Raw genomic sequence first — 22,682 nt, forward strand, 5'->3', positions numbered from 1 at the left:
GTTCAGAGCCGATACAGCAGCGGCTCAGTCACCGGCAAGAAACAGAGAGAAAGAACCGAATTACGCTTCGACCGGGTTGTTCATCTTCCGGGTGACGTAGCCGGCGATGCGGTTGCGGACACCCTTGGACTCGATGTTGGTCAGTTCCTCGACGACGTCTTTGTTGTGTTCGAAGTCTGCACCGAAGGCGTCAGGGTATCGCTCCATGAGGAGCGTCCCGGTCTTCTTGACGTAGGCGGGTTTGATTGCCATGCGCGCTACTTGCTTGGTCGCACTCAAAAAGGGTTCGGAACGGACCACGCACGCGAACGTTTATCAGTAGGGGTGGAACGATCCGTTACCGTGCGCTGAACGTCGCCGTGGCAGGGTCCGCGAGAGTGCGACACAGTCTGTCACGGGTCGTCGTGTGTCGCCTGTGTGCCCCTCATTCCGTGCGGCGTCCCTACCACTCGGCATCGATCAGGTCGCGTACGCGCTCGAAAGCCGCTCGCTCGCGTTCGCCGCCGGCCGTTTCGACCACGGACTCGAAGTACGCGAGACGGTCTAGCAGCGTCTCGCTGTCGTAGCTGGGCACGTCAAGTCGCGAGGCCGCGACGGTCGCCTCGACGACGGCGGCGTGGCCGCGGTTCGTCGTCGGCACGACCCGCCGCGTGACGGCGCTGTCGACGGGGTGTAGCGCCCATTCGACCCACTGGGTGTCCCCCTTCGAGCCAGAGTCACGCCGCTCCACATCGACTTCGACCCACGCGTCCACGCTATCGAGGACAGGGACGTCTTCCTCGCGGACCGACAGCGCCGCCTCGGCGAAGTCGACCGGGTCGCGCGTGAACTGGACGTAGCCGCCCCCACGCTCCCGGAAGTTCCGCCAGGTCCGGGTCCGGCCCCACGTCGTCGCCGTGGCTGGTCCGTCGCCGTCCGGCGCATGGACACCCAGTGCGGCGACGTTCCAGCGGTCGTTTGGTCCAAGCGTAGTGACGACGGTCTCGGAGACGCCGGAAAGGGCGACCGGCCACTCCGTCCCGGAGCCACCGGAGTCCGGGCCGCCATCTCCAGAGGAATCCCTGGTCACACTTCGAGCCCCCGTTCGAGCGCGACGAACAGCGCGCCCGCAACGAGATCAGCAGTCGTTCCGGGGTTGATGTCCCGCTCGACGAACTCCTCGGCGAGGCCGGTCGCGGTTTCCGCACCCTCGAGGACAGCCTGTGCCCGTCGCTGGACCTCCTCAGCGGTTTCGCGGTCCTGCCGCGTGACGATGAAGGTGTCCGGTTCCGCCGCGAGCAGTTCGATGAACACGTCCGATGCGCGGTCGGCGACCGGACCGGATCCGTCCAGTAGCCACTCGCTGGCCTCGAACACGCGCTCGAAACCGGACACCCACTCGGCGGCCACGCCATCGACATCCGCGCTGGACTGCATCACGTCGAGCAGCGTCAGCCCGCGCGCCCGGAGGTCCGGAACGGCGTCGCTCCCGCGACGAACGTCGAGCGGTTCCAGTCCGTCCGGCGGGTCGTCGACGGCCACGTCGACATGTTCGAAGGCGCGGTAGAACGCCGCCGCGTCCTCGACGGTCGTCTCATGAACCACAGCATCGACATCGGATGGTGACAGTCGCCCGTCCGCGGCCGCGGCGGCAAGGGGTGTGAGTACCATCAGGGCCCCGAACTGGGTGTTCCCGCCGGACTGGTCCGCCATCCCGTCGACGGCGGCCTCGAACGCGGGACCAACCGGGTCGCCCGCGGCCGCGCGGTCAAGCCCCGGACGCGCCCCCACAGCCCCGGCCATGAAATGCTCGAACCGCAGGTCATCGTACTCCCGCTCGCGGTCGACGTTGCCGGGCTTCGGCGTCCCGGAGACCTCCAGCAGCAGTGCAAGCTGGGCGTTCTGTGCAACCGACCGTTCGCTCACAGTGGCACCTCCGACGCGAACCACTCCGCTGTCGTCGCTCGGATCTCGTCGAGCGTCTCCGGCTTGTCGCTCGCGCGACCGACGCTGACGGCGTCAGCGCCGTACGAAAGGTACTCCCGTGCCGTCTCTCTCCCTCGAACGCCGTTGTTCGCGACGACGAACAGGTCGGTGGCGTCGGCCACGTCGGCGACGACCGACTCGGAGTCCATCGCGTCGACGTGGAACAGGTCTCCACCAGCGTCTTCGATGGCTTGAGCGACAGCTGGGAGCGAGACGCCATCAAGTTCGGCACGGCCCTTCACCGACACCGTCGCCCCTGTCGACGCTGCTGTTTCCACGAACGCCGCCAGTCGTTCCGGCTCCCGGAGCAGCGCCTCGCCGGCACCCGCGGCGCACATCTCGTCCTGCCGACAGTGGGCGTTGATCTCGATGATGGCGTCGTGGCGCTGACAGACGGCGGCGACACGCTCGACGGGGCCAAGCGTCGCGCTCCGGACGTTGAACGCCGGGCGCAGTGGTGCGTCCGCAAGCGCGCCGAGCTGGTCGTCGACGAACGCGACCGGGTCATCGGGCAGGAACTCGGAGCGGTCGCGGTCCGTCATCGCTCGGGCGGCCTCGCGGGTCCGGTCGTCGAGCGCGATACCGCCGAGGAACGCACACCCGACGTGGGACTCGACCGTGCGGGCCCACGACGCGTCGGCCTCGCCGCTCAGACTCGCGAGGGCGAGTCGCGGCTCGAACATCAGGCCACCTCCGAGAGAGCTGTTTCGACGGCACGGTTCACCCGTTCAGCGTCGGCCGCGTCGTCGAGGGTCGTATCGGTTCTGACGACCGGCACGTCGAGCAGCGTGGAATCGTCGTCGTCCAGTACGAACGCGTCAGCGAAGGGGTACGCCTCGGCCACGCCGCCAGTGCTGGGCTCCAGCCCGACGCCGGCCATCAGGTCCGCCGCCGGCCCGGAAAACACCGTGTCCTCGATGAACGGCGAGACGGCGACGACCGTTGTCTCGTGTAGCGCCTGCTCGAACTCATCGATGGCGAGCATCGGCCCGAGCGAGGTCACGGGGTTCGACGGGCCGATGACAACCGTATCGTCAAGTGCGGTCAGGACGGCATCCGTCGCGCTGGCCCGTTCTGCGCCCCTGAACTCAACATCTTCGACCGGCGGCTCCCCGTTCCGACCGACCCACCACTCCTGAAAGTGCATCGGACCGCTCGGCGTGTGGATGATGGAAGCGACCGGGTCGTCGCTCATCGGTAACAGTGTCCGGTCCAACCCGAACGCGTCGGCGAGCGTCCGCGTCACGGCTGTGAGTGATTGGCCCTCGTCTAGGAGCGAGGTGCGCGTGACGTGGACCGCGCGGTCCCGGTCGCCGATGTGCATGAACTCCGCAACGCCGGAGAAGCGGCGCCAGCGGGCAATACTTCGGCCCTCAGTCTGCGCGTCGTCGGGGAGGTATCGAGGACCACTATCCAGCCCGGCGGCGTCGGCGAGCCGCGTCAGTTCACTGTGTGTCTCGGCGGTGTCGTCGGCGATACCCCACCAGGTCTCCCGGTCGAGGACCTCACCGTCGAGAAACAGGACGGTATCGAGGTCCGGGCACACGAGATGGCCTCCCAGTTCGATATCGTCGCCGGTGTTGGCGACGACAGTCGTCGCCGCCGGCGAAAACACGTCGTCGGCACCGGCGAGGAGCTTCGGCGTTCCCGTCCCGCCGGCGAGAAACGTCACCATGTCTCGACGTAGGGGGAACTGACAGTATAAACGTGGCCACTGAAACTGGTCGGAGCTGGAAAGCAGTCTGGCGGAGACAGTGTTCTATTCAGAGAATCACAGCTGAGAATTGGGTGGGTAGAGTGAAGGGTATCGGTAGGATAGGCAGGGTAACGGGTGCTATGCCCATCGTGAATCCACACCGCTTCGCGCCTGCAGCCTCCAACGAAGAGTACGTCTACGGGTCCTGTGCGCCGGGCTGGCATTCGGCCGCCACGCATCAGGACGCTCTCGACGATTGGATCGCACATATGCAGGCACACGACATCGAGCGGGTCTGCTGTCTGCTTCCCGGACAACAGCTCGACGACGCTGGGGCCAACATCCAGCGCTATCGGGAGGCCTTCGGAGCGTCATCAGTCCGCCACGTACCGGTTCCCGACCACCAACTCATCCCCCAAGACCGCCTCCACGACGATATTCTGCCGTTCCTGGTTGACGCCTGTGAGACAGAAGAGCGGGTCGTCGTTCATTGCCTGGCCGGCATCGGCCGCACCGGACAGGTACTCGCCGCGTGGCTGGTGTATCATTACGACTACGGCCCCGACCGCGCCATCGAAACTGTCCAAGAGATGGGCCGTGACCCGCAAGACGCTATCGAATCGGGGAACGCGACTGAAGCGGAGCTGTCCAGTCTGCTGTCGTCGGTCGCACGCTTGTAAAAGGCCCCGTCGGTGCTCAGTCCGTCCGCGGGAGGAGCCGCGCACCGACGGCAAAGCCGACGACGGCACAGACTGTGAGAACGGCGAGTGGGGCGAGTGCTTCACCGGTTCCGGTTGTCGCCGCACGGACGCCACGCGAGAAGTACGTCAGCGGCGAGAGCCAGGTCGGGAGCCACGCGGGCAGGAGGGTCTGTGGGACGAACGTCTCCGAGAGGAAGAGCAGCGGGAGCGCGAGGCCGTTGCTCGCCGCGATGACGCCGTCCTGTGAGTCCGCAAGGCTGCCCAGCATCGCACCGACGGCACAGAACAGCGCGACGCCGAGGCCGACAAAGGGGAGTAGGAGCACAGAGGGGCGGATGGTCGCGCCGGTCAGCCACACCATCATGCCGAGTATGATGAGGCCGGCGATGCCGATGATGACGACGTTGACAAACGTCTGTGCCAGTAGCCACTCGGTTCGGGTCAGCGGCGTCGTTGCCAGTTTCTCGAAGCGGTTGCCGTCCCGATGCCGCGCCACCTCGCTACCGACGCGGGAGAGTGGCGTAAACAGGACGACGACGGCCAGATAGCCCGGCGCGTAGAAGCTCGGCGGCTCTGTGAACAGCCCGCCGCCGCCCGGCTGGGTCTGGACTAGCACGCCGAAGATGACGACAATGATGACCGGGAAGAAGAAGGTGAAGAAGACGGCTGTCCGTCGCCGGAGGAAAGCCAGCGACGCCGCGCGCGTCTCCGATGCGAGTCGCCCCAGTCGGCTCATTGGACACCACCTGCCGCCGGCTCTGTCCGGCGCGGTTCACCGCGCTGGCCGACAGCCGTTCCGGTGAGTTCGAGGTACACGTCCTCTAAGTCAGGCTGTTTCCAGGTGAGGCTGTCGTACTCGATGCCCGCCTGGCCCAGTTGCTCGGTGATGTTGCCGATGGACTCCGGGCGGATGCCGTAGACGACCAGCCGGCCGTTCCGGATCGCTGTCTCCGCCGGGTAGTCGATGGCTGAAACGGCGGCCTCGTCGAAGGTTCCGTCGACGATGAGTTGGCTGTCGCCGCCGTGTTCGGCCACGAGCTGGTCCGGCGAGTCGAGTGCGATGAGTGTCCCGTCGGCGAGGAGGCCGACGCGGTCCGCGAGCCGCTGGGCCTCCTCCATGTAGTGGGTCGTGACGAGTATCGTCACGCCGCGGTCGGCAAGCCCCTCCAGCAGTCGCCAGAGGTCACGCCGACCGGCCGGGTCGATGCCGGTGGTCGGTTCGTCCAGCACAAGGAGGTCCGGGTCGTTGATGAGCGCCGTCGCGACGCAGGCCCGTCGCTGCTGGCCACCCGAGAGGTTCTCGTATGTCGTGCTGGCAGTGTCGGTCAGACCGACATCGTCAAGGACGGCTTCGACATCGCGAGTGTCATCGTACAGACCGGCGTAGTATTCCAGCAGCTCCCGCGCCGTCAGCCGCTCGTGGGGCGAAAACGACTGTGGCAGCAGACCGATTCGGTCGCGGGCGACCGTTCTGGGCGACTGGCCGAACAGCCGAACCTCGCCGGTCGCGTCTGTCGTTCCGGTCAACGCCCGTACCAGCGTTGTCTTGCCAGCCCCGTTGGGACCGACCAGCGCGAGCACCTCTCCGGTGGTCGCCGTCAACGAAACGCCGTCGAGTGCAACCGTATCGCCGTAGCGCCGCCCGACATCCGACGCGACCAGTACCTCGTCCATGCGCCCTCGTCCGGTCGGGTGGCCGAAAGCAGTTCCGTTCTCGCGCGACTATCGGCTACACGTTACGGCCACATCTCAGACAGACGGCCGGAAGCCACGGCTTGTCCGTGACGACTGGTTGGGTGTCTTCGCAGTGATCACAGAACTCAGTTTTCGTCGCCATTTGCCGAATATGTCACGGCAGAACAATAAATAGGTTGTTGTGCGGTAGATCTTCGCAAACCGATGGCAGCTCCGGCACGGGATTCCACTGACATCACGATACCCTGTTACATGACGTGCGACCGGACCTCGCGTACGATAGCGTCCACGTCGAACTCCTCACTGGCCTCGGCTTTGTCGTAGACGGTCTCGTCGTCGACACTGATTCTGAACACGCCGTGGTCGCCCATGACGAGCCGAACGCTGTCGAGTTCCAGCTCCAGTCCGGATAAAATCGCCTGCTGAACATCTACTGCTCGCTCGCGGAACCCACACGGGACGCAGTATTCGATTTCGACAGAGCTCATACCGGCTTTCACGGCTGTCTGCGTGAAAGCTCTATGGTCGGTCGACCAGCGTTCGGAGCCGACCGACGAGCGTCACGTCAAAGCGGTGGACGCCGTACAGCAGTCCGACCGAGGTGATGAACACTACCGTCGAGAGGCCGTACGACTGGGACAGTGCCGCCTGTGACAGCGTCGCCCCGACGCCGACGAACCCGCCCAGTATCGACGCGATAATCGGGAGGACACAGGAGACACACGAAAAGAGGCCGACGATGCCGCCCACTGCGCCGCCACTTGCATCGACAGCAGTCACGAACACCAGGTACGAAAGCGCCAGATAGCCGGCGATCTTCCACGGGATGAGCACCACGCTCAGGGTTGCGCCGCTGAACACGACCGTCGGCGAGAACCCGGGCGGGGCTTGTGTGACCAGCCGGAGGCCAGTTCCCTGACCGCCTGTGCCGTACACGCCGCCGACGTACCCCAGCACGAGCAGGTAGCCCAGGGCGAGAACCGCACTGCCGAGTGTTCGCCGGCGGCTTGTCAGTTCTGGGCGTACCCGCAGGACAACGAGACCGGCGATGTTGAGCCAGATGAACGGGAACAGCAGCAGGAACGGGTCCGTTGCGGGTTGGGCCGTGTTGAGGACGTAGCCCAGAACGAGGATGGCCTCCGCGTTCAATACGGCTGCCCAGGTCACCAGCGAGCGTGTGTCCGGGATTACATCCCTGAAGGTTGCTGTCGTGGTACTCATAGTGCGAGTGCATCAACAACGATGGCGATCAGGACCGCCCCGAGGTAGGCGTTCGACGCGTGGAACGCCCGGAACGCCGCCGCTTCGGTCTGCTCGCGGTGGAGCAGGATGACGGCCCAGAGGAACACTGCACCCAGCAACACCGACGTGACGGCGTACAGCCAGCCAAGCGGCGTGAGCACGCCCAGAACACCTGCTGCGATGAGCGTCGCCCCGAGATAGTAGACGATGTGCTTGCGCGTCTCGGTCTCGCCGCGGACGACCGGCATCATCGGGAAGCCGCCCGCCTCGTAGTCATCCTTGTACGCGAGCGCGAGATTGTAGAAGTGCGCTGGCGTCCAGAGGAAGATGACGACGGCGAGGACGATTCCCGGGAGGCCGACCGACCCGTCAGCGGCGACCCAGCCGATGAGCGCCGGCAGCGCGCCGGCGGCCCCGCCGATGACGGTGTTCTGGACGGTGTTGGGCTTCAGTACGAGCGTGTAGATGACGCTGTAGAACACAATCGCGGTCAATCCGAGGACCGCTACGAGTGCGTTCACCTGCCAGAACAGCCACAGCGAGGCGAGCGACAGGAGCAGGCCGAAAGTCAGTGCGTTCCGGACCGGAACCTGATGGGTCGCAATGGGACGGTCCGAGGTCCGGTCCATCCGCTTGTCGATGTCCCGTTCGAGAACGTGGTTGAACGTCCCCGACGCGCCGATAGAGAGGACGCCACCCCCGAGCGTGAGCAACACCGTCCGAACAGTGAGCGTCTGCCCGGCGGCGAGTGCCATCCCGGCCGCGGCGACCAGACACAGGAGCCACATCAGCCGGGGCTTCATCAGGCGGAAGTACGCCGATGCGGTCTCGACGATGCGCTCGCGGGTGGAAAGCGTCGGCGACCGTGCCGGACCGTCGTCGGCTGGCTCCGGCGCGAGTGTCGGGTTCTTCACGGGGGTCTCGTCATCACTGCCCGTCTCAGCTTCGAGGTGCCACGCCAGAGCCAGCACGAACGAGCCGAAGATGCCCATCCCCAGAGCGAGGTGGGCGCCGGGGAGCGCCGTCTCGGTGCTCGTCGCGACGACGGCACCGAGCGCTATCTGGACCGGGTACAGCGCGGTGCCGAGGAGGATAGCTGCCTTGACGCGGCCGCGACAGCTGGATCGGAGCCCGATAACGGCCACAGCCACCACGAAGAGTCCGACGGCGGCTGCGACGAGTCGGTGTCCCCAGGCGACCAGCAGGGCCGTGTTCGTCACGTCGACCGGTCCGTCACACAGCGGCCATGTAGTACAGGCTGCTGCCGCATCGGTGAGCGTTGTCGTCGCGCCGGCGAGAACTAGCAAGTACACGCCGACGGCGGTCGCGGCGAGCAGCCCGGTGAAGGTCCGGCTCTCTGCCATTATTGTATCCTTCGATGCTGGCCACTTAGACCTCGCGATTCCGCTGTCTCCGTCCGGAGCCGTTCCGCTGCCCTATCGCTACAAATCGGGAGCCTGCGGCGAAGACAGCAGTTATTTATCCCCGAAATCCTAAGCCGCATCCATGACCCGGAAACGCGCCGGTCTGGTCGCGCTGTTCGGTGCTGCGTTGCTCGCGCTCGCCGCCGAGCCGGCCGCCGCCGCACAGATTCAGGACTCGACGACGGATAGCCTCATCTGGGGGCTGAACATGAACCTCCTGTACGTCGCTCTCCCGATTACGGTCCTCGTCGAAGGGATTCTGATCTACACTGTCTGGCGGTTCCGTAATCAGGAAGAGGCGCTTCCCACGCAGGAGAACCGCCGACTCGAAGTCACCTGGACCATCGCGACGGCGATCATTCTCCTGTTCGTCGGGGTCGCCTCCTACCAGGTGATGGCGAGCCCGTACGTCACCGCCGAGGCCGGTGACCAGGCCGCACTGCAGGAACAGGACACCGAACTCATTACCGTCGAAGCTCAGCGATACGGCTGGACGTTCTACTACAACGAATCGAGTTGGGATGGCCAGGCGGAGGTGACCACCACGACGAACATGAAGATACCGGCTAATCAGGACGTATCCTTGCGGGTTACGTCGACTGACTGGCTACACGCGTTCCACGTTCCCGGACTTGGACTGAAATCCGACGCGTTCCCCGGCCAGTACAACCGTCTCCGAACCAACGCGGGTAACACCGGCACGTACCAGCTCTACTGTGCCGAGTACTGTGGCTCTGGTCACTCACAGATGCTCGGGACCGTTGAGGTCGTCCCACAGGACGAGTACGAGGACTGGCTGGCAGAGCAAAAGAGCGGCGGCGACGACTCCGAAGGCAGCGACGAGTAGCGCGGTAACTGGGCGTCTTTTCCCTTCGAGAACTGCCGGGTTACGGAAGATTATTCTCAGCCAGCAGATCACGAATTTCCGGCAGGGTGAATGGGAGTCACGGTCAGATTGAAGTACCGCGCTGAAGCGGCCTGTCAGTCCGTTACTGAACGACCCATCTTTCAGTCACTTCGCCACTCGAATCAACTGTCAGGTTCAGGCTTTGGTGGCTGCTAACCCTATCACTGAATGCGTGCTTGCCGTCGATATATAATCTGATTCCACAGACCTCAGCGTCCGCCTCGCGGTTGATCCGGACTGATTCGCCTGGTTGAACTGAAAACTCCTTGTTCTGACAGGTGGCAGTTAGCACAACGTCGCCCGAAAAATCACCTGCGACTTGGACTGCCACGAGTTTCGATCCGGCACACATCGACGGCCAACATTCCGGTGTCGATACATCGGAAGGCGGCGTCCCGGTTTCAGTGGCAGTGTCGTTCGGCGTTTCTGTCGCCTTCGGTGCTGAAGAGTTGTTTTCGGTAGTACCGTCAAAATTCCACTCAACACAACCGGAGAGAGAGCTGGAAAGTGCTGAGATTGAGAGGAACTGTTGGCGATGCATGATAGCTGGTGAGACCGGTTGTGTAAGGGTCTTGTGAGGGGCAGGAGAACAGCCACTGGTTTAGCCACGCTATGAGGGGCAGCAGCATGCCGGGGAACGCTATAGACGGATTGAGTACTGCCACCAGCGATTCCCCGACCACAGAGAACAACGAGACAGCGACGGCGCTGCTTGCATTTGGACGAAAAGCGTAGAATCTGAACAGAGAGAGGACGGTGGCAGCAAGACAGCACTCACGAGCAGCCCGGTGGTCAGAACAATTGCCGCGTCGGTCGTCCAGTCCGACCGCTATCCGCAGATGTTGGCAGTCGCGTACACGTTGCCGGTATCGGTTATCTCCACGCCGATGCCGACGAGATTAGCGTTGCGGAGCGTGAGCCGTTCGCGGTAGTCCGGCCACGCCATCCAGTCGTCGACGATCTTTCTGGCGACTTCCTTGTCGGTGGCGTGGAACCGCTCTTTGCCGTCCTCTTCGTACGTTTGTCCGGCGACTGTCTGCTCAACCGCCTCGAACCGGTTTCGGTCCGGTTGCTCTATGTACTCACCCTCCGCAGAGTCGAACGTACACCGGTCATAGAGCCCGGTGTTTTCGTATCGGTCTTTGCTGGAGACACCGTCGATCTTGTGGATCGCCTGCCCTTCGACGGCCATCTGCTCGCTGTGGCCCTTTGCCATCTCGTTCAGATCCTCTTCAGTCCGGAGTCCCGACTCGAACGCTGGGACACCTGCAGCCTTGCGTTCCTCGTTGAGGAACTGCCGGACGTAGTCGGAGACGTTCTGTTCATTGAACTTCCGTGCCGGGATCGACTCCTGTTTCGGGGTCGCAGTCTCGGCCGGTGTCGCCGTCCCGTTTGCTCCTGGCGTCGGTGTTGGCGTAGTGCTATTGCCCGCCGTCGCCGTCGTCGTTGAGCCACCGCTACCGTCGTCGCTCTGTGAGTCAGTTGTCTGTGTCGTCGTATCCGCTGTCCCGCCTGCGAACTGTGCTCCGACAAGCACTCCCGTCCCCAAGACCACGAGGAGCACCACGGCGGCGATAGCGAGTAACCCTTTCTTTACCATATACAACGGATAGATTACAGAGGTATGTAAGCTTGATTCTTCATATACTTCATCTGATTTTCATTTCGTCTACTGTCGCCGGTGACGATAACCCATATATGCCACGGGCGGCCACTGCCGGTATGGTCGAGAACGTTATCTGGCCGGCGGCACTCGACGCCAACCGTTCGCGCAGCGACGGGCGTCGCGTGTCACTGGATCTGGCCGTCGAGGACCCGACTGTCGACGAGATCGCTAAAGCCGTCCAGCAGGTCGGTTACGACGCGGTCATCGAGCGGGACAAGACGTATCCACGCGAGTACGAAGCCCGCGGGCGAGTCGTCGTCAAGGACGCGGACGACGCGACGAAAAGCGACCTGCTCGGGGCTGTGGCGGCCTACATGCAGGCGCTACGTGAATGAAACGCATCGGCACTGTCTCGCGGGTCGCACAGGGACTGGCCGTCGTCCGGGCACCCGACGACGAGTACGCGTCCGTGGGAACCGACGTGGTCGACGAGGAACTCCAGACGGTTGGCTCCGTCGTCGACGTGTTCGGTCCGGTCGAGCGCCCGTATCTCGCTGTCTCGCCGAACGACAGCGTGCATCTCCCAGCGCTGGTCGGCACAGTCCTGTACGCGCGGTAAGAGCCCTCCGAACCGCCGACGTCTGTCAACATCTGCTTCGTAACGCTCAAACCGGTTCCTGCAGGACGTGTGTGCATGGAGCGACGGTGGCGAATCCTCGGCGGTTGTGGCCTTATCGCTGGTATCTTCCTGTTCGTCCAACTCGGCGCGCTGGCGCTGGTCCAGCCCTTCGAATCGGCTGGGTACCAGGCCGTCGAAGACCCGTCTGACCCCACGAACAGCCTCATGTACGTCGGGGCGATCCTGGTCGCAACGGCAGTTATGTTGCTTGCCTTCCGCTACGACGTGGACCAGCTCATTCGCGGGCTCATTGTCTTCTCCTCGGCCTGGCTCTCTCTATACGTGTTCCAGGTGCTGGTGCCGCCGGTGCTCACGTACGCCGGCCTCAACGTCGTTGCCGTCCTGTTGGCGCTGGGCCTGGGGACGGCACTGCTGGTCTATCCCGAGTGGTACGTCATCGACGCCGCCGGTGCGGTGATGGGTGCTGCCGCAGCCGGCCTGTTTGGCATCAGTTTCGGGGTGTTGCCAGCGCTCGTCCTGCTGACTGTACTCGCCGTGTACGATGCGATCAGCGTCTACGGGACTGAGCACATGCTCACGCTGGCCTCGGGCGTCATGGACCTCAAGGTCCCCGTCGTCCTCGTGATCCCGATGACGCTGTCGTACTCCTATCTCGACGCAACGGCGGCGGATTCGGTAGCAGAAGACGAGACTGACGACGACGCAACGGCGGCGGACGACGCGGCCGAGGAGCCGGCGACCACAGAACACGGAGCCGACGCGGACGGTCCGGCGGTTGCGGATGGGAGCCAGCCGGCGGAGCGTCCCGACGACGCGACAGAGACTGGCAAAGCAGACGAAACTGCTGACGTTCACGCCGACCCGCTAGAGCGCGACGCGCTGTTTATCGGGCTCGGTGACGCCATCATCCCGTCGATACTCGTCGCCAGCGCCGCCTTTTTCGCCTCGTCGGACGTACTGTCAGTGTTCGGCGTCCCGTTGCCGGCGCTGACCGCGATGCTCGGGTCCTACGTCGGCCTGGCGATACTGCTGTGGATGGTGCTGAAGGGGCGCGCACACGCAGGACTCCCGCTCTTGAACGGTGGAACCATCGCCGGCTACATCGTCGGCGCACTCGCCGCCGGTATTAGTCTGATAGACGCCCTCGGTCTCGCCCCGTACCTCTAATTCTCCTGCAGCCGCTACCGTCCGGTCAGGGCCTTGCTCGCGGGCGCGAAATCGATCTCCTCACCCCGGCCTTCTGCCTTCGCCCGCTCGTACAGCATGTGGCCCGCGGCGACGGTTTCGATGGCTGTGCCGCCGGAGTCGAAGACTGTAATCTCCTCGGGTGACTGCCGCCCGGGCGCGTTGCCGGCGACGATATCACCTAGCTCGGCGTGGACGTGGTCCTCGTCAATGACGCCCGCATCGAGGGCGTTAATGAACGACCCGGCGTCCTGTGTCACCCGCTCGCGCAAGTCCGGAACGTACGTGGCGCGTTCGATCGTCGTCGCGTCCAGTTCGTTCTTCTCGGGGTGGTACTGGCCCATCGCGGTTACGTGAGTTCCCGGCTCGAGTAGATCGCCGTCGAACACCGGTTCGCTCGCGCTGGTCGCCGTGATAACGACATCGGCCCCCTCGATTGCTGCGGCCGGGGACGCGACAGCAGCCACTGTCGGGTCCAGCGCGTCGTTCATCTCCGCGGCGAAGGACTCGCGGCTACTGGCCGTCGGGGAGTACACCTCGATGCGGTCGAAATCTCGGACTGTCGCCGTCGCACGGACCTGGCCGCGAGCCTGTGCGCCACTGCCGATGACTGCGAGGTCGCTGGCGTCCCGACGGGCCAGTGCGTCGACACCGACCGCCCCGGCCGCGCCAGTCTTGTGGGGGTTCATGCTCGCACCGTCGAGGACAGCAAGCGGGTCACCGCTGTCGGCGTCGAAAATCGGGAGCGTGAAGTGTGCATCTTGCCCGCTGAAACCGGCTGCGTAGGTGTACCCGCCCATCGCACCGGTGTCGGGGAGAATCGCGAGATAGCCCGTCAACATTCCCGCGGGCTCGTCCGAGAACAGCGTTGTTCTGGGAGTCGCCGGGGCACCTTCGCCACGCTGGCGATACCCCTCTCTGACGGCGTCGACGTACTCGGTGGGTTCAGCGAGGTCAGCTACTTCGTCGCTCTGCAGGAACAGCGCTGTCGCATCTGTCGTCATACTCCGTCGTTTGGGCGACCGACTCTTATACTGCCCGGCGGTGCCAATCTGTACGACCGGTTACGGATATCTATCGAAAACGGGAGAGTAGACGGACAGGAAAGCGCCTAGTCCGCAGTCTGTAGCGGGTCCGACTGCGGGCTCTGTTGGGTCGACGTGTCGTTTGGAACCGGGTCGACGGGGGCACGGACGAACATCGCGTGGCCGATGAGGCCGACTGTTACGACAGAGGCCAGCGGAATCGCCGTCGTCAGTTCGAAGCCGACAACGAACAGAGAGGCGGTGATGCCGGCCATGGCGAGCGGAATGAGTCCAAGAATGATGTCGTAATATCCCGTCATAAGTATGAATCAGTCTACGATAGCGGAGTATATGAATGTTTCCCTAAAATACGGGATAATACACTCAATGGCCCCTGAGAATTTATTCAGTACCCGCTGAGTAACAAACTCATAAGTTATGAGTTGGATTTTGGGGAAAGATTAATATATGCCTATTCTTGTGGACGGTTCACAATATAAGGGCATGGACGACCTGTTGTTGCTGGCCCGCAGCCGTACGCAGGATATGATATTTCACCACAAAGCTGGAATGCGGTGTTTGCCGGCCGGGATGCGATGTCTGCTGTGACGGTTATCTGTTTCTCGGGATAGAGCCCACCGACTCACCTGTTTTCAGAATTTGAGAACTGGATTAGGTGATTCATGGTGTGGTAATGCCCCCTATTTTCTCCGATGATAACTGGGTCCATGTGCTTATTAGGTACGCCAAGATACGTTGAATCGGAGAAAAACGGAACGCCGATTCCCAAACGAGACAATGAGCACGAACGCAACGGACAACACGACGGACGCCGCGACCGACGAGCAAGAACGACGATACGCAGAACTGAACATCGGCGACGAAGAGTTCGTAATCTACGACCGGGAGAACCACCAGGCATGGATTCAGTCGACAGAATCGCTCGAAGTCGCCGACCTGCGATAGTCCGTCAGCGACACCGCAGCTCTGTTACAGGCCGCTTATTTTGCGACTGCAATCGCACCGCGCCAGCACAGCAACAGTGTGCCACCGACGAGCACGGAGACGAGCGCGAACGTCACTGCCGCATTGCCGGGGAACATCGACGTCGAACGGAGCCCCTGCGCGATACCGACTGCCAGTACCCACCCCACGATAGTGCGGCCGAGAGCCGCCCGCACCGTTCCGGTCGCCGCGGCGGTGTACAGCCCCCCGAGTCCGGCGACGAGGAGCCAGCCGACGTAAAATGGCGTCAGCGTCCCAGCGAATCGAGCCGGGCTCAGTATCGGATTGATGCCGTGGGTCAGCTCACCGATACCGACGAACAGGGCAATCGCCAGCAGGTCGCCGACGGCCACCAGCGCCGTCCGGGCGGACAGTTCGATACGACCGTTCCCCACCGTCGAGACGCTCATACAGGTAGTTCCGGCTCCGGCCACTTCGCTCTCCCGGATTCGACGACGGCGGTTGGTGCCTTAGAACAGGGACCAGCACTGATTACAGTGGGCGGCCCCAGTGTCGGTGTATGGAGTTCACGCTGCTCGGCTGGCCCGAGGACGGCCACCGGCTCCGGCTAGATCACGAGCAGTTCGCGTACGCGGGCAAGTTCGTGATGACCTCGACCGGGAAGGCCGTCGTCGGGGACGATGGCGTGGTGGCCGCGGCCGCGTTCGACGCCGACCGGACCGACCCCGACACGCTCTGTGTCCGGTATATCACCGTTCGGCAGGACCGGCAGGGCGACCGGCTCGGTGCCCGCCTCCTCCGGTTCGTTCGGGACCGCGCTACGGAGCGGGGCTTCGAGCGCGTGTCCATCGGTGTCAACAATCCGTTTTCCTACCAGGCCGCCTACCGGGCCGGGTTTTGCTTCAGCGGCGCGGAGTCGGGGATGGCCGAACTCGACCTCGTCTGGCCGGGCGACCGCAGTACCGAACGGTATCAGGCCGGTCTGGACCTGTTTCGGGAGCGCGATCTCTCGCCAGAGGAAGAGTCGTTTCTCGCGGCGAAGGCCGACGCCGACCCGCCGTCGGTCCTCGACGACTGGGCCGAACCGCCGTCCGGACGGACAACCACATCAGGCTGATCGGCCCGATCGAGTCGACTGGCCTGTAGAGTCGTCCCATCTCCGAGAGATTCAAGCGGCTGTCGGCCAAAGGCCTGCCAATGGGAAACGCTGATTTACGGTCGCTCGCGGCGCTGTCGGACGTGTCGTTCGGCGACCTCGGCGGGAGCGTCGTCGCCGTAGACGCCCACAACTGGCTCTATCGCTATCTGACGACGACGGTGAAGTTCACCAGCGAGTCGAAGTACACCACCAGTGACGGCGAGGAAGTGGCGAACCTCATCGGCGTCATCCAGGGGCTACCGAAGTTCTTTGAACACGACCTCACGCCGGTGTTCGTCTTCGACGGCGCGGTCACGGACCTCAAAGACGACGAGGTCGAGAAACGCCGCGAGCAACGCGAGAAGTACGAGTCCGAACTGGAGGCAGCCCGGGAAGCGGGTGACAGCACCCGCGTCGCCAAGCTTGACTCCCGCACGCAGCGGCTGACCGATACCATCGTCGACACGACGCGGGACCTGCTGGAACTGCTCGACGTGCCTATCGTCGACGCCCCCGCTGAAGGCGAAGGGCAGGCGTCGGTGATGGCCCGGCGGGGCGACGTGGACTACGTCGGGACGGAGGACTATGACGCGCTCCTGTTCGGTGCGCCGATGACGCTCCGCCAGATTACGTCGAAGGGCGACCCCGAGCTGATGGACTTCGAGGCGACACTCGAACAGCACGACCTCACCTGGGAGCAACTGGTCGACGCCGCCATCCTGATGGGGACGGACTTCAACGAGGGGATCTCCGGTATCGGTCCCAAGACCGCCGTGACGGAACTCCACGAGCATGGCGACCTCTACGCCGTTCTCGAAGCCCGGGACGAACACATCGACCACGCCGACCGCATCCGGAACCTGTTTCTCGACCCCGAAGTCACCGACGACTACGAGATTCCGGACAGCATCGAGCCGGACGTCGACGCCGCCCGCGCGTTCGTCACCGATAAGTGGGAGGTCGACGCCGACGAGGTCGCTCGCGGGTTCGAGCGCATCGACGAGTCGGTCGTCCAGACGGGGCTAGACCGCTGGGCGTGACAGCGAAAACCCACGACTGACCAATAGCGCACTAAAAACGACCGCGGACGATTTCAGCTCAGACGACCGACTCGACCGTTTCGATCTCGTCGAGCGTGCGGTTCCGGATGGCTTCACCGCTGGCCGTGTCGAAGAGGTGAATCGCGTTCTCGGGGAACCGGACTTTGACGCGCTGTCCGGCCTTGAGCTGTTTCATGCCGCCGACCGTCGCGATGAACTGGTCGTCCATCGACTCGTCGAACTGCAGGTGGGCCGTGTTCTCGTTCCCGCGTGGCTCGACGACGTTGACCGTGGAATCGAACACGTTCGGGCCGGTGTCAGTCTGGACGAACTCGATGTCTTCGGGTCTGATGCCGAGCGTGATGTCGGTCGTCCCCTCGACTTCGGCGACCGTCTCGTCGCTGAGTTCGTACTCGAACCACTCGCCCCGTAGCGTCGACCCCTCCAGAGTCGTCGGGAAGAAGTTCATCGACGGCTCGCCGATGAAGCCAGCGACGAAGAGATTGTTCGGTTCGTGGTAACACTCGAGCGGCGTCGCACACTGCTGGAGGACGCCGTCGTTGAGAATGGCGATGCGGTCGGACATCGTCATTGCCTCCGTCTGGTCGTGGGTGACGTAGACAGTGGTGACGTCGAGATCCTGCTGGAGCTCCTGCAGTTCAGTCCGCATCTCGGCTTTGAGCTTCGCGTCTAAGTTCGCCAGCGGCTCGTCCATCAGGAACACTTCGGGGTCCCGGACGATAGCCCGCCCCAGCGCGACACGCTGTTGCTGGCCGCCCGAGAGTTCTCCGGGCTTGCGGTCGATGAGTTCGAAGATGCCCATATCCTTGCACGCCTTCTCGACGCGCTCGTTGATCTCGTCGTCGGGCATGTCCGTCGATTCCTCCAGCCCGAACGCCATGTTCTCCCGCACGGTCATGTGCGGGTACAGGGCGTAGGACTGGAACACCATCGCCACGTTCCGGCGGGCCGGCGGCTGGTCGTTGATTATCTGGCCGTCCAGCCGGATCTCGCCGCGCGTAATGTCTTCGAGCCCAGCGATCATCCGCAGGGTCGTCGATTTCCCACAGCCCGATGGGCCGACGACACAGAGGAACTCGCCGTCCTCGATGTCGACCGATACCTCGTCAACCGCGATGATTTCGCCGTCGTCGTCTTGGAACGTCTTCGTTACCTCGTCCAGTGTGAGTTGTGCCATTGTGAATACCTCCGTGATTACTCTCCAGCGACGCCTTTCGCGAACTGTTCGCCGAACACGATGTAGACGAGCAGCGTCGGAAGTGCTGCGACGATGGCGCCCGCCATCGTGGTGTTGAACGACTGGACGACCCCGCCAGTGAGCGCCGCGAGGCGCTGGGTCGCCACCTGCGAGGCCGGCTCGTTGATGAGCACCAGCGCAAACAGCAGGTCGTTGTACACCTGCGTGAACTGGTAGATGAGCGTCACCGCGAACATCGGCAGCGACAGCGGGAGGATGATGTTGCGGTAGATGCTGAACGCGCTCGCGCCGTCGAGGCGAGCGGCCTCGATCATCTCCTCGGAGATGCTCTGGTAGTACGACCGGAACAGCAACGTACAGATCGGAATCCCGTACGCAGCGTGGGTCACCGACAGCTGCAGCAACTGCACGTAGCCGTTACGGCTCGGATACTGCCAACTGCCGCCCGTAATAAAGCCGAAGAGAGTGTTGACGAAACCCTCGACTAGTCCGGGGAACACCTGGAACCAGAACTGTGCCAGCGGGACCAGCACGGCCTGGTAGGGGATGAAGATGCCCGCGATGATGAGAACGACCACGCCGACCTGGCCGCGCCAGCTAATCGTCGTCAGTCCGTACGCGGTCAGGCTTCCAAGCAGCGCAGACATAATCGTCGCCGGGATCGCCATCAACAGCGAGTTTATAAGTCCCGGCCGGAGCGTGTTCCAGGCGGTGCTGAGCGCTTCAAGCGTGAAGCCGTCAGTGCCCGGCGGCGCGAACGGGAGCGTCCGGGCGAACGCGCTCTCGGTCTTGAACATCGTCATCACGGCCGTCTCTACCGGGAAGAGGTAGAAGGCGATACCCGCCAGCAGGAGGGCATACAGGCCGATACGACTGTTCTCTGTACTGCGGAGTTCGTCGATGAAATTGCCGCCTCTGATACTCATAGTTCACCCCGTCGGTATTCGCTGTAGAGGTACGGGCCGATGACCAGCAGCGCGAGGGCAAACAGCACGATAGCGACGGCTGACCCGTACGCCCACTGGAGGCTGTCGAACGCGACCCGATACATCATCGTCGCCAGAATGTCCATGTTCGCCCCCGGCTGTGAGCCACGGAGCGCGTAGATGAAGTCGAACGCCTTCAGCGCGAACACCATCAGCACCACCGACGCGGACACCGCGGAGGCACGGAGTTGCGGGATGATTACCCGCGCATACATCCGAACCGTCGACGCACCGTCGACCCGCGCGGCCTCGTAGTGTTCGGTCGGAATTGCTCGAAGGCCGGCGAGGAAGACGACCATCGCGTAGCCGCTGAACTGCCAGATGAGCGCGAAGATGACCGCCGCCAAGGCGGTCGTGTTCCAGGAGAGCCACTGAATGACCTCGGCGTTGACCCCGGCCGGACGGAGTAGTCCCACGATGGCACCTTCGAGATTGAACACTCGGAGGAGCTGATTGAGCACGCCGTTGCGGGCGTTGTACACCCACGCCCACATCGTCGCTGTGACGACGAACGAGAGGCTCATTGGGAGCAGGTATATCGTTCGGAACGTGTTCTCGAAGCGTATCTGCTGGTCGATGAGGATGGCCACGAACAGGCCAAGCGCCAGACAGAGAACGGTGAACACGACGAGTAACACCACCGTGTTCTGTGCCGCCTGCCAGAACGCCCCGTCGTTCAGCATACGGCTGTACATACTGAGGTCGAAGGTCTCGTACTGTGCACCGCCGAGGCCGTTGTAATCGGTCAGCGACAGGAGGAAGTTCCAGGCGATAGCGCCGTAGACGAAAAAGCCCGCAAACAGGACTGGTGGGAGCCAGAACGGGGCGGATTCGACGAGTTCCCACTCGACCGGCAGTGAGTTCCGGAGCGAGTCGCCCCGGGTCGTCTTCACGGTCGCCCCCCCGTCTGTTGCCAGTTGGTCGCCGTCCGATTCGTCTCTCGATACCGCCGACCGGAGCCTACCCCCGGTGGCGAGGAGTCTACTGAGTATCTCGCGCATGGTTGTTCAGTGGTTCGCCGACGTGAGTTCGCCGTCCATCGTCCCGACGGATGTGTCGTCAGTCACACAGTCTCGCCAGCCAGCACGCGCGTAACCACGCGACCCGGCCAGCCTGTCGCACCAACACAGGCTGGCAGGCGGCGTGGTACCGTCAGATGACGGGTGTGCCATCCCGTCGTCGTGCCGAGCGGGCGAGCGGTTGCAACGCGGCGGGTACACCGGCTGCGAGTGTTCGCGATGTGTTACGTCCGTCGGTGTCCCATCGGGCCCCGACAGCCGACGACGGCAGCGACACACCGCCGTCACCGGACATTGTGGGGGCATCAGTCATGAACGTCTCTGTGGCGTCGAACTCATGGTAAGTGGAGAGAGATTCTACTTAATATTTCCGAATGATAATACACGTTTATCCAGGTCACGGGTTCTGAGCCCTACGGTCTCCGCTGTCCGACCGGGGACCCGTGGTGCGCAGTGAGCGACTGTCCCGGCAGCCCCAGGCCTGTGCCGAGTGGTGTCCCGACTCGTACCGGTGGGTTTTACGACCGGGCGGACCACCCCCCGGACGTATGACCGACGAGTACCGGACAGAGCAGGACAGTCTGGGTGAAATGCAGGTGCCAGCCGACGCGTACTGGGGCGCACAGACGCAACGCGCCGTCGAGAACTTCCCGATTAGCGACGTGACTTTCGGGCGGCGGTTCATCCGAGCGCTCGGCGTCGTCAAGAAGGCGGCCGCGCAGGCGAACCGCGACCTCGGAACGATACCGGAAGATAAGGCGGATTGTATCGTCGAGGCCGCCGACGAGGTCATCGCTGGCGAACACGACGACCAGTTCCCCGTCGACGTGTTCCAGACCGGGTCAGGCACGTCCTCGAACATGAACGCCAACGAGGTCATCTCCAACCGCGCCACGGAGCTGTACGGCGGCGACATCGGGACCCGCGAGATCCACCCGAACGACCACGTCAACTTCGGTCAGTCCAGCAACGACGTGATTCCGACGGCGATGCACGTCGCCTCGCTGGAGGCCGTCGAGAAGGACGTGATTCCCGGCCTGAAGACGCTTCGCGACGAACTCGAAGCCAAGGAAGACGAGTTCGAGAACGTCGTCAAGACCGGTCGAACCCACCTCCAGGACGCGACCCCGGTGACGCTGGGCCAGGAGTTCGGCGGCTACCGCACGCAGGTCGAGAAGGGAATCTCCCGGGTGCAGGACACGCACGGTCGCCTCGCCGAACTCGCCCTCGGCGGAACCGCGGTCGGGACCGGCCTGAACACTCATCCCGAGTTCCCGGCGAAAGCGGCGGCGTACATCAGCGAGGAAACCGGCCTGGAGTTCCGCGAGGCCGACAACCACTTCGAGGCCCAGGCCGCCCACGACGCGATGTCCGAGGCCCACGGTGCGCTCCGGACGGTCGCCGGCTCGCTGAACAAGATCGCAAACGACCTCCGACTGCTTGCGTCCGGGCCCCGCAACGGCCTCGGCGAGATCGACCAGCCGGAGAACCAGCCCGGCTCCTCGATCATGCCCGGGAAGATCAACCCCGTCGTCGCCGAGGCGGTCAATCAGGTCCACAAGCAGGTCGTCGGCAACGACGCCGCCGTCTCGGCCGGCGCTGCCGAGGGCCAGATCGACCTGAACCTCTACAAGCCCGTGCTGGCCTCGAACTTCCTGCAGTCGGCCAAGCTCATCGCCAACAGCAGCGCGGTGTTCGGCGAGAAGTTCGTCGCCAAACTGGAGGCCGACGCCGAGCACTGCGCCGAACGCGTCGAGCAGAGCATGGCGCTGGCGACGGCGCTCAACCCCGCCATCGGCTACGACAAGGCGAGCAAGGTCGCGAAGAAAGCACTCGCCGAGGAGAAGACTATCCGCGAGGTCGTCCTCGAAGAGGGGTACCTCGACGAGGACGAGGTCGACGACGTGCTCGACCCCGAGAAGATGACGAAGCGTGGTATCCTCGGCGACGAGTAGCGAGGGGCGCGAACGGAGTGAGCGGCCCTCGTACCGGAACGGCGACGTGAGGAGCCGTGATGGAGTAGCGAAGGCTGAGCGAAGCGAAGCCTTCGGATAGGCGAGCGGGGAGGAACGACCCGTGAGCAGCGAGAGCCGAACGGAGTGAGATTTCTCGTACCGGAACGGCGCTGTGAGGGTCCCGGTCCCCGAAACGCGAGGAACGACTGACAGAGCCGCGGGGTGGCACGACCCCTGTTATGTCTCTGTTTTCTGGTCGGTTCTGTGCCGACG

26 protein-coding genes are annotated in these 22,682 nt (G+C 63.7%); 9 read left to right on the plus strand and 17 right to left on the minus strand.

Going from position 1 to position 22,682, the window contains the following annotated elements:
* Positions 1–60: 60 nt before the first annotated feature.
* From Har1131_RS13615 to cofD, 5 genes are all read right to left on the minus strand, one after another.
* The gene (locus Har1131_RS13615) at positions 61–252 is read right to left on the minus strand and encodes a 30S ribosomal protein S17e (protein WP_004516807.1); all 192 of its coding nucleotides are present in this window, start codon (positions 250–252) and stop codon (positions 61–63) included.
* Positions 253–442: 190 nt separating this feature from the next.
* Complete coding sequence (locus tag Har1131_RS13620) at positions 443–1,069, minus strand: DUF447 domain-containing protein (RefSeq protein WP_014039753.1); 627 nt, start codon at positions 1,067–1,069, stop codon at positions 443–445.
* Positions 1,066–1,929, minus strand: coding sequence for a triphosphoribosyl-dephospho-CoA synthase (locus tag Har1131_RS13625; protein WP_151146865.1), 864 nt, complete (start codon positions 1,927–1,929; stop codon positions 1,066–1,068). Before Har1131_RS13625 ends, Har1131_RS13620 begins: the two co-directional genes overlap by 4 nt.
* Positions 1,902–2,648: a tRNA-dihydrouridine synthase gene (locus Har1131_RS13630; protein WP_050037673.1), complete on the minus strand. Its 747-nt coding sequence runs from the start codon at positions 2,646–2,648 to the stop codon at positions 1,902–1,904. The genes Har1131_RS13625 and Har1131_RS13630 overlap by 28 nt, the downstream gene beginning before the upstream one ends.
* The gene (cofD, locus tag Har1131_RS13635; RefSeq protein ID WP_050037672.1) at positions 2,648–3,640 is read right to left on the minus strand and encodes a 2-phospho-L-lactate transferase; all 993 of its coding nucleotides are present in this window, start codon (positions 3,638–3,640) and stop codon (positions 2,648–2,650) included. Before cofD ends, Har1131_RS13630 begins: the two co-directional genes overlap by 1 nt.
* Before the next feature lie 161 nt (positions 3,641–3,801).
* Here cofD and Har1131_RS13640 point away from each other — a divergent pair, with 161 nt between their 5' ends.
* The gene (locus Har1131_RS13640) at positions 3,802–4,341 is read left to right on the plus strand and encodes a dual specificity protein phosphatase family protein (protein WP_023843156.1); all 540 of its coding nucleotides are present in this window, start codon (positions 3,802–3,804) and stop codon (positions 4,339–4,341) included.
* Between the two features lie 16 nt (positions 4,342–4,357).
* On the opposite strand, the gene Har1131_RS13645 is transcribed toward Har1131_RS13640, so the two are convergent.
* From Har1131_RS13645 to Har1131_RS13665, 5 genes are all read right to left on the minus strand, one after another.
* Positions 4,358–5,098, minus strand: a complete 741-nt coding sequence (locus Har1131_RS13645; RefSeq protein ID WP_050037671.1) for an ABC transporter permease — start codon at positions 5,096–5,098, stop codon at positions 4,358–4,360.
* A complete protein-coding gene (locus tag Har1131_RS13650; protein ID WP_050037670.1) occupies positions 5,095–6,036 on the minus strand; it encodes an ABC transporter ATP-binding protein in 942 nt (313 codons plus the stop codon). Before Har1131_RS13650 ends, Har1131_RS13645 begins: the two co-directional genes overlap by 4 nt.
* 269 nt (positions 6,037–6,305) lie before the next feature.
* Entirely contained in the window at positions 6,306–6,545 is a 240-nt protein-coding gene (locus Har1131_RS13655) for a SelT/SelW/SelH family protein (protein WP_050037669.1), read from the minus strand.
* A gap of 31 nt (positions 6,546–6,576) precedes the next feature.
* On the minus strand, positions 6,577–7,278 hold the full coding sequence (locus Har1131_RS13660) for a hypothetical protein (RefSeq protein WP_050037668.1): 702 nt from the start codon (positions 7,276–7,278) through the stop codon (positions 6,577–6,579).
* Positions 7,275–8,663 carry a heme o synthase gene (locus Har1131_RS13665; protein ID WP_050037667.1) on the minus strand — a complete coding sequence of 463 codons (1,389 nt, stop codon included), beginning with the start codon at positions 8,661–8,663 and terminating at the stop codon, positions 7,275–7,277. The genes Har1131_RS13660 and Har1131_RS13665 overlap by 4 nt, the downstream gene beginning before the upstream one ends.
* Positions 8,664–8,805: 142 nt before the next feature.
* Between Har1131_RS13665 and coxB the strand changes: the two genes are divergently transcribed.
* Positions 8,806–9,570: a cytochrome c oxidase subunit II gene (coxB, locus tag Har1131_RS13670; protein ID WP_151103001.1), complete on the plus strand. Its 765-nt coding sequence runs from the start codon at positions 8,806–8,808 to the stop codon at positions 9,568–9,570.
* An 889-nt stretch (positions 9,571–10,459) separates the two neighbouring features.
* Here the strand turns inward: coxB and Har1131_RS13675 are convergent.
* Positions 10,460–11,230: a CAP domain-containing protein gene (locus Har1131_RS13675; RefSeq protein WP_014039742.1), complete on the minus strand. Its 771-nt coding sequence runs from the start codon at positions 11,228–11,230 to the stop codon at positions 10,460–10,462.
* Positions 11,231–11,352: 122 nt separating this feature from the next.
* On the opposite strand from Har1131_RS13675, the gene srp19 reads away from it, so the two are divergent.
* The 3 genes from srp19 (at position 11,353) to Har1131_RS13690 (ending at position 13,043) form a co-directional block, all read left to right on the plus strand.
* Positions 11,353–11,631, plus strand: coding sequence for a signal recognition particle subunit SRP19 (gene srp19, locus Har1131_RS13680; protein WP_004593581.1), 279 nt, complete (start codon positions 11,353–11,355; stop codon positions 11,629–11,631).
* Positions 11,628–11,855, plus strand: coding sequence for an H/ACA ribonucleoprotein complex subunit GAR1 (locus Har1131_RS13685; protein ID WP_014039740.1), 228 nt, complete (start codon positions 11,628–11,630; stop codon positions 11,853–11,855). The genes srp19 and Har1131_RS13685 overlap by 4 nt, the downstream gene beginning before the upstream one ends.
* Before the next feature lie 75 nt (positions 11,856–11,930).
* Complete coding sequence (locus tag Har1131_RS13690) at positions 11,931–13,043, plus strand: presenilin family intramembrane aspartyl protease PSH (protein WP_146417515.1); 1,113 nt, start codon at positions 11,931–11,933, stop codon at positions 13,041–13,043.
* A 14-nt stretch (positions 13,044–13,057) separates the two neighbouring features.
* On the opposite strand, the gene Har1131_RS13695 is transcribed toward Har1131_RS13690, so the two are convergent.
* Together Har1131_RS13695 and Har1131_RS13700 are read right to left on the minus strand one after the other, a co-directional pair.
* Positions 13,058–14,065: an ornithine cyclodeaminase family protein gene (locus Har1131_RS13695; RefSeq protein WP_014039738.1), complete on the minus strand. Its 1,008-nt coding sequence runs from the start codon at positions 14,063–14,065 to the stop codon at positions 13,058–13,060.
* A gap of 107 nt (positions 14,066–14,172) precedes the next feature.
* Positions 14,173–14,406, minus strand: a complete 234-nt coding sequence (locus Har1131_RS13700) for a hypothetical protein (protein ID WP_014039737.1) — start codon at positions 14,404–14,406, stop codon at positions 14,173–14,175.
* 478 nt (positions 14,407–14,884) lie between these two features.
* On the opposite strand from Har1131_RS13700, the gene Har1131_RS21825 reads away from it, so the two are divergent.
* Positions 14,885–15,052, plus strand: a complete 168-nt coding sequence (locus tag Har1131_RS21825; protein WP_014039736.1) for a hypothetical protein — start codon at positions 14,885–14,887, stop codon at positions 15,050–15,052.
* A gap of 35 nt (positions 15,053–15,087) precedes the next feature.
* On the opposite strand, the gene Har1131_RS13705 is transcribed toward Har1131_RS21825, so the two are convergent.
* A complete protein-coding gene (locus tag Har1131_RS13705) occupies positions 15,088–15,501 on the minus strand; it encodes a DUF3054 domain-containing protein (protein WP_014039735.1) in 414 nt (137 codons plus the stop codon).
* Between the two features lie 110 nt (positions 15,502–15,611).
* On the opposite strand from Har1131_RS13705, the gene Har1131_RS13710 reads away from it, so the two are divergent.
* Together Har1131_RS13710 and fen are read left to right on the plus strand one after the other, a co-directional pair.
* Positions 15,612–16,169, plus strand: coding sequence for a GNAT family N-acetyltransferase (locus Har1131_RS13710; RefSeq protein WP_014039734.1), 558 nt, complete (start codon positions 15,612–15,614; stop codon positions 16,167–16,169).
* A gap of 80 nt (positions 16,170–16,249) precedes the next feature.
* Positions 16,250–17,230, plus strand: a complete 981-nt coding sequence (gene fen / locus Har1131_RS13715; RefSeq protein WP_014039733.1) for a flap endonuclease-1 — start codon at positions 16,250–16,252, stop codon at positions 17,228–17,230.
* 58 nt (positions 17,231–17,288) lie between these two features.
* Here the strand turns inward: fen and Har1131_RS13720 are convergent, their stop codons facing one another.
* Genes Har1131_RS13720 through Har1131_RS13730 form a run of 3 tightly spaced genes read right to left on the minus strand, consistent with a single transcriptional unit; the run spans position 17,289 to position 20,436 of the window.
* Complete coding sequence (locus Har1131_RS13720; protein ID WP_050037663.1) at positions 17,289–18,428, minus strand: ABC transporter ATP-binding protein; 1,140 nt, start codon at positions 18,426–18,428, stop codon at positions 17,289–17,291.
* Positions 18,429–18,445: 17 nt separating this feature from the next.
* Complete coding sequence (locus Har1131_RS13725; RefSeq protein ID WP_014039731.1) at positions 18,446–19,375, minus strand: carbohydrate ABC transporter permease; 930 nt, start codon at positions 19,373–19,375, stop codon at positions 18,446–18,448.
* Complete coding sequence (locus tag Har1131_RS13730) at positions 19,372–20,436, minus strand: carbohydrate ABC transporter permease (protein ID WP_014039730.1); 1,065 nt, start codon at positions 20,434–20,436, stop codon at positions 19,372–19,374. Before Har1131_RS13730 ends, Har1131_RS13725 begins: the two co-directional genes overlap by 4 nt.
* A gap of 566 nt (positions 20,437–21,002) precedes the next feature.
* Between Har1131_RS13730 and Har1131_RS13735 the strand changes: the two genes are divergently transcribed.
* Positions 21,003–22,409 (plus strand): class II fumarate hydratase, encoded by a 1,407-nt coding sequence (locus Har1131_RS13735; RefSeq protein ID WP_014039729.1) that lies wholly within the window; start codon positions 21,003–21,005, stop codon positions 22,407–22,409.
* Positions 22,410–22,682: the final 273 nt, after the last annotated feature.

The sequence above is a fragment of the Haloarcula sp. CBA1131 genome, assembly GCF_008728975.1.
GTDB classification, from domain to species: domain Archaea; phylum Halobacteriota; class Halobacteria; order Halobacteriales; family Haloarculaceae; genus Haloarcula; species Haloarcula hispanica.

Excerpts from the sequence above, each read along its gene's own strand:
- Har1131_RS13655 (WP_050037669.1), bottom strand. The coding sequence starts at position 6,545 with ATGAGCTCTGTCGAAATCGAATACTGCGTCCCGTGTGGGTTCCGCGAG.
- Har1131_RS13730 (WP_014039730.1), bottom strand. The coding sequence starts at position 20,436 with ATGCGCGAGATACTCAGTAGACTCCTCGCCACCGGGGGTAGGCTCCGG.
- coxB (WP_151103001.1), top strand. The coding sequence starts at position 8,806 with ATGACCCGGAAACGCGCCGGTCTGGTCGCGCTGTTCGGTGCTGCGTTG.
- fen (WP_014039733.1), top strand. The coding sequence starts at position 16,250 with ATGGGAAACGCTGATTTACGGTCGCTCGCGGCGCTGTCGGACGTGTCG.
- srp19 (WP_004593581.1), top strand. The coding sequence starts at position 11,353 with ATGGTCGAGAACGTTATCTGGCCGGCGGCACTCGACGCCAACCGTTCG.
- Har1131_RS13705 (WP_014039735.1), bottom strand. The coding sequence starts at position 15,501 with ATGAGCGTCTCGACGGTGGGGAACGGTCGTATCGAACTGTCCGCCCGG.
- Har1131_RS13665 (WP_050037667.1), bottom strand. The coding sequence starts at position 8,663 with ATGGCAGAGAGCCGGACCTTCACCGGGCTGCTCGCCGCGACCGCCGTC.
- cofD (WP_050037672.1), bottom strand. The coding sequence starts at position 3,640 with ATGGTGACGTTTCTCGCCGGCGGGACGGGAACGCCGAAGCTCCTCGCC.
- Har1131_RS13690 (WP_146417515.1), top strand. The coding sequence starts at position 11,931 with ATGGAGCGACGGTGGCGAATCCTCGGCGGTTGTGGCCTTATCGCTGGT.
- Har1131_RS13650 (WP_050037670.1), bottom strand. The coding sequence starts at position 6,036 with ATGGACGAGGTACTGGTCGCGTCGGATGTCGGGCGGCGCTACGGCGAT.
- Har1131_RS13660 (WP_050037668.1), bottom strand. The coding sequence starts at position 7,278 with ATGAGTACCACGACAGCAACCTTCAGGGATGTAATCCCGGACACACGC.
- Har1131_RS13640 (WP_023843156.1), top strand. The coding sequence starts at position 3,802 with ATGCCCATCGTGAATCCACACCGCTTCGCGCCTGCAGCCTCCAACGAA.
- Har1131_RS21825 (WP_014039736.1), top strand. The coding sequence starts at position 14,885 with ATGAGCACGAACGCAACGGACAACACGACGGACGCCGCGACCGACGAG.
- Har1131_RS13720 (WP_050037663.1), bottom strand. The coding sequence starts at position 18,428 with ATGGCACAACTCACACTGGACGAGGTAACGAAGACGTTCCAAGACGAC.
- Har1131_RS13675 (WP_014039742.1), bottom strand. The coding sequence starts at position 11,230 with ATGGTAAAGAAAGGGTTACTCGCTATCGCCGCCGTGGTGCTCCTCGTG.
- Har1131_RS13615 (WP_004516807.1), bottom strand. The coding sequence starts at position 252 with ATGGCAATCAAACCCGCCTACGTCAAGAAGACCGGGACGCTCCTCATG.
- Har1131_RS13735 (WP_014039729.1), top strand. The coding sequence starts at position 21,003 with ATGACCGACGAGTACCGGACAGAGCAGGACAGTCTGGGTGAAATGCAG.
- Har1131_RS13695 (WP_014039738.1), bottom strand. The coding sequence starts at position 14,065 with ATGACGACAGATGCGACAGCGCTGTTCCTGCAGAGCGACGAAGTAGCT.
- Har1131_RS13630 (WP_050037673.1), bottom strand. The coding sequence starts at position 2,648 with ATGTTCGAGCCGCGACTCGCCCTCGCGAGTCTGAGCGGCGAGGCCGAC.
- Har1131_RS13725 (WP_014039731.1), bottom strand. The coding sequence starts at position 19,375 with ATGAGTATCAGAGGCGGCAATTTCATCGACGAACTCCGCAGTACAGAG.
- Har1131_RS13710 (WP_014039734.1), top strand. The coding sequence starts at position 15,612 with ATGGAGTTCACGCTGCTCGGCTGGCCCGAGGACGGCCACCGGCTCCGG.
- Har1131_RS13700 (WP_014039737.1), bottom strand. The coding sequence starts at position 14,406 with ATGACGGGATATTACGACATCATTCTTGGACTCATTCCGCTCGCCATG.
- Har1131_RS13685 (WP_014039740.1), top strand. The coding sequence starts at position 11,628 with ATGAAACGCATCGGCACTGTCTCGCGGGTCGCACAGGGACTGGCCGTC.
- Har1131_RS13645 (WP_050037671.1), bottom strand. The coding sequence starts at position 5,098 with ATGAGCCGACTGGGGCGACTCGCATCGGAGACGCGCGCGGCGTCGCTG.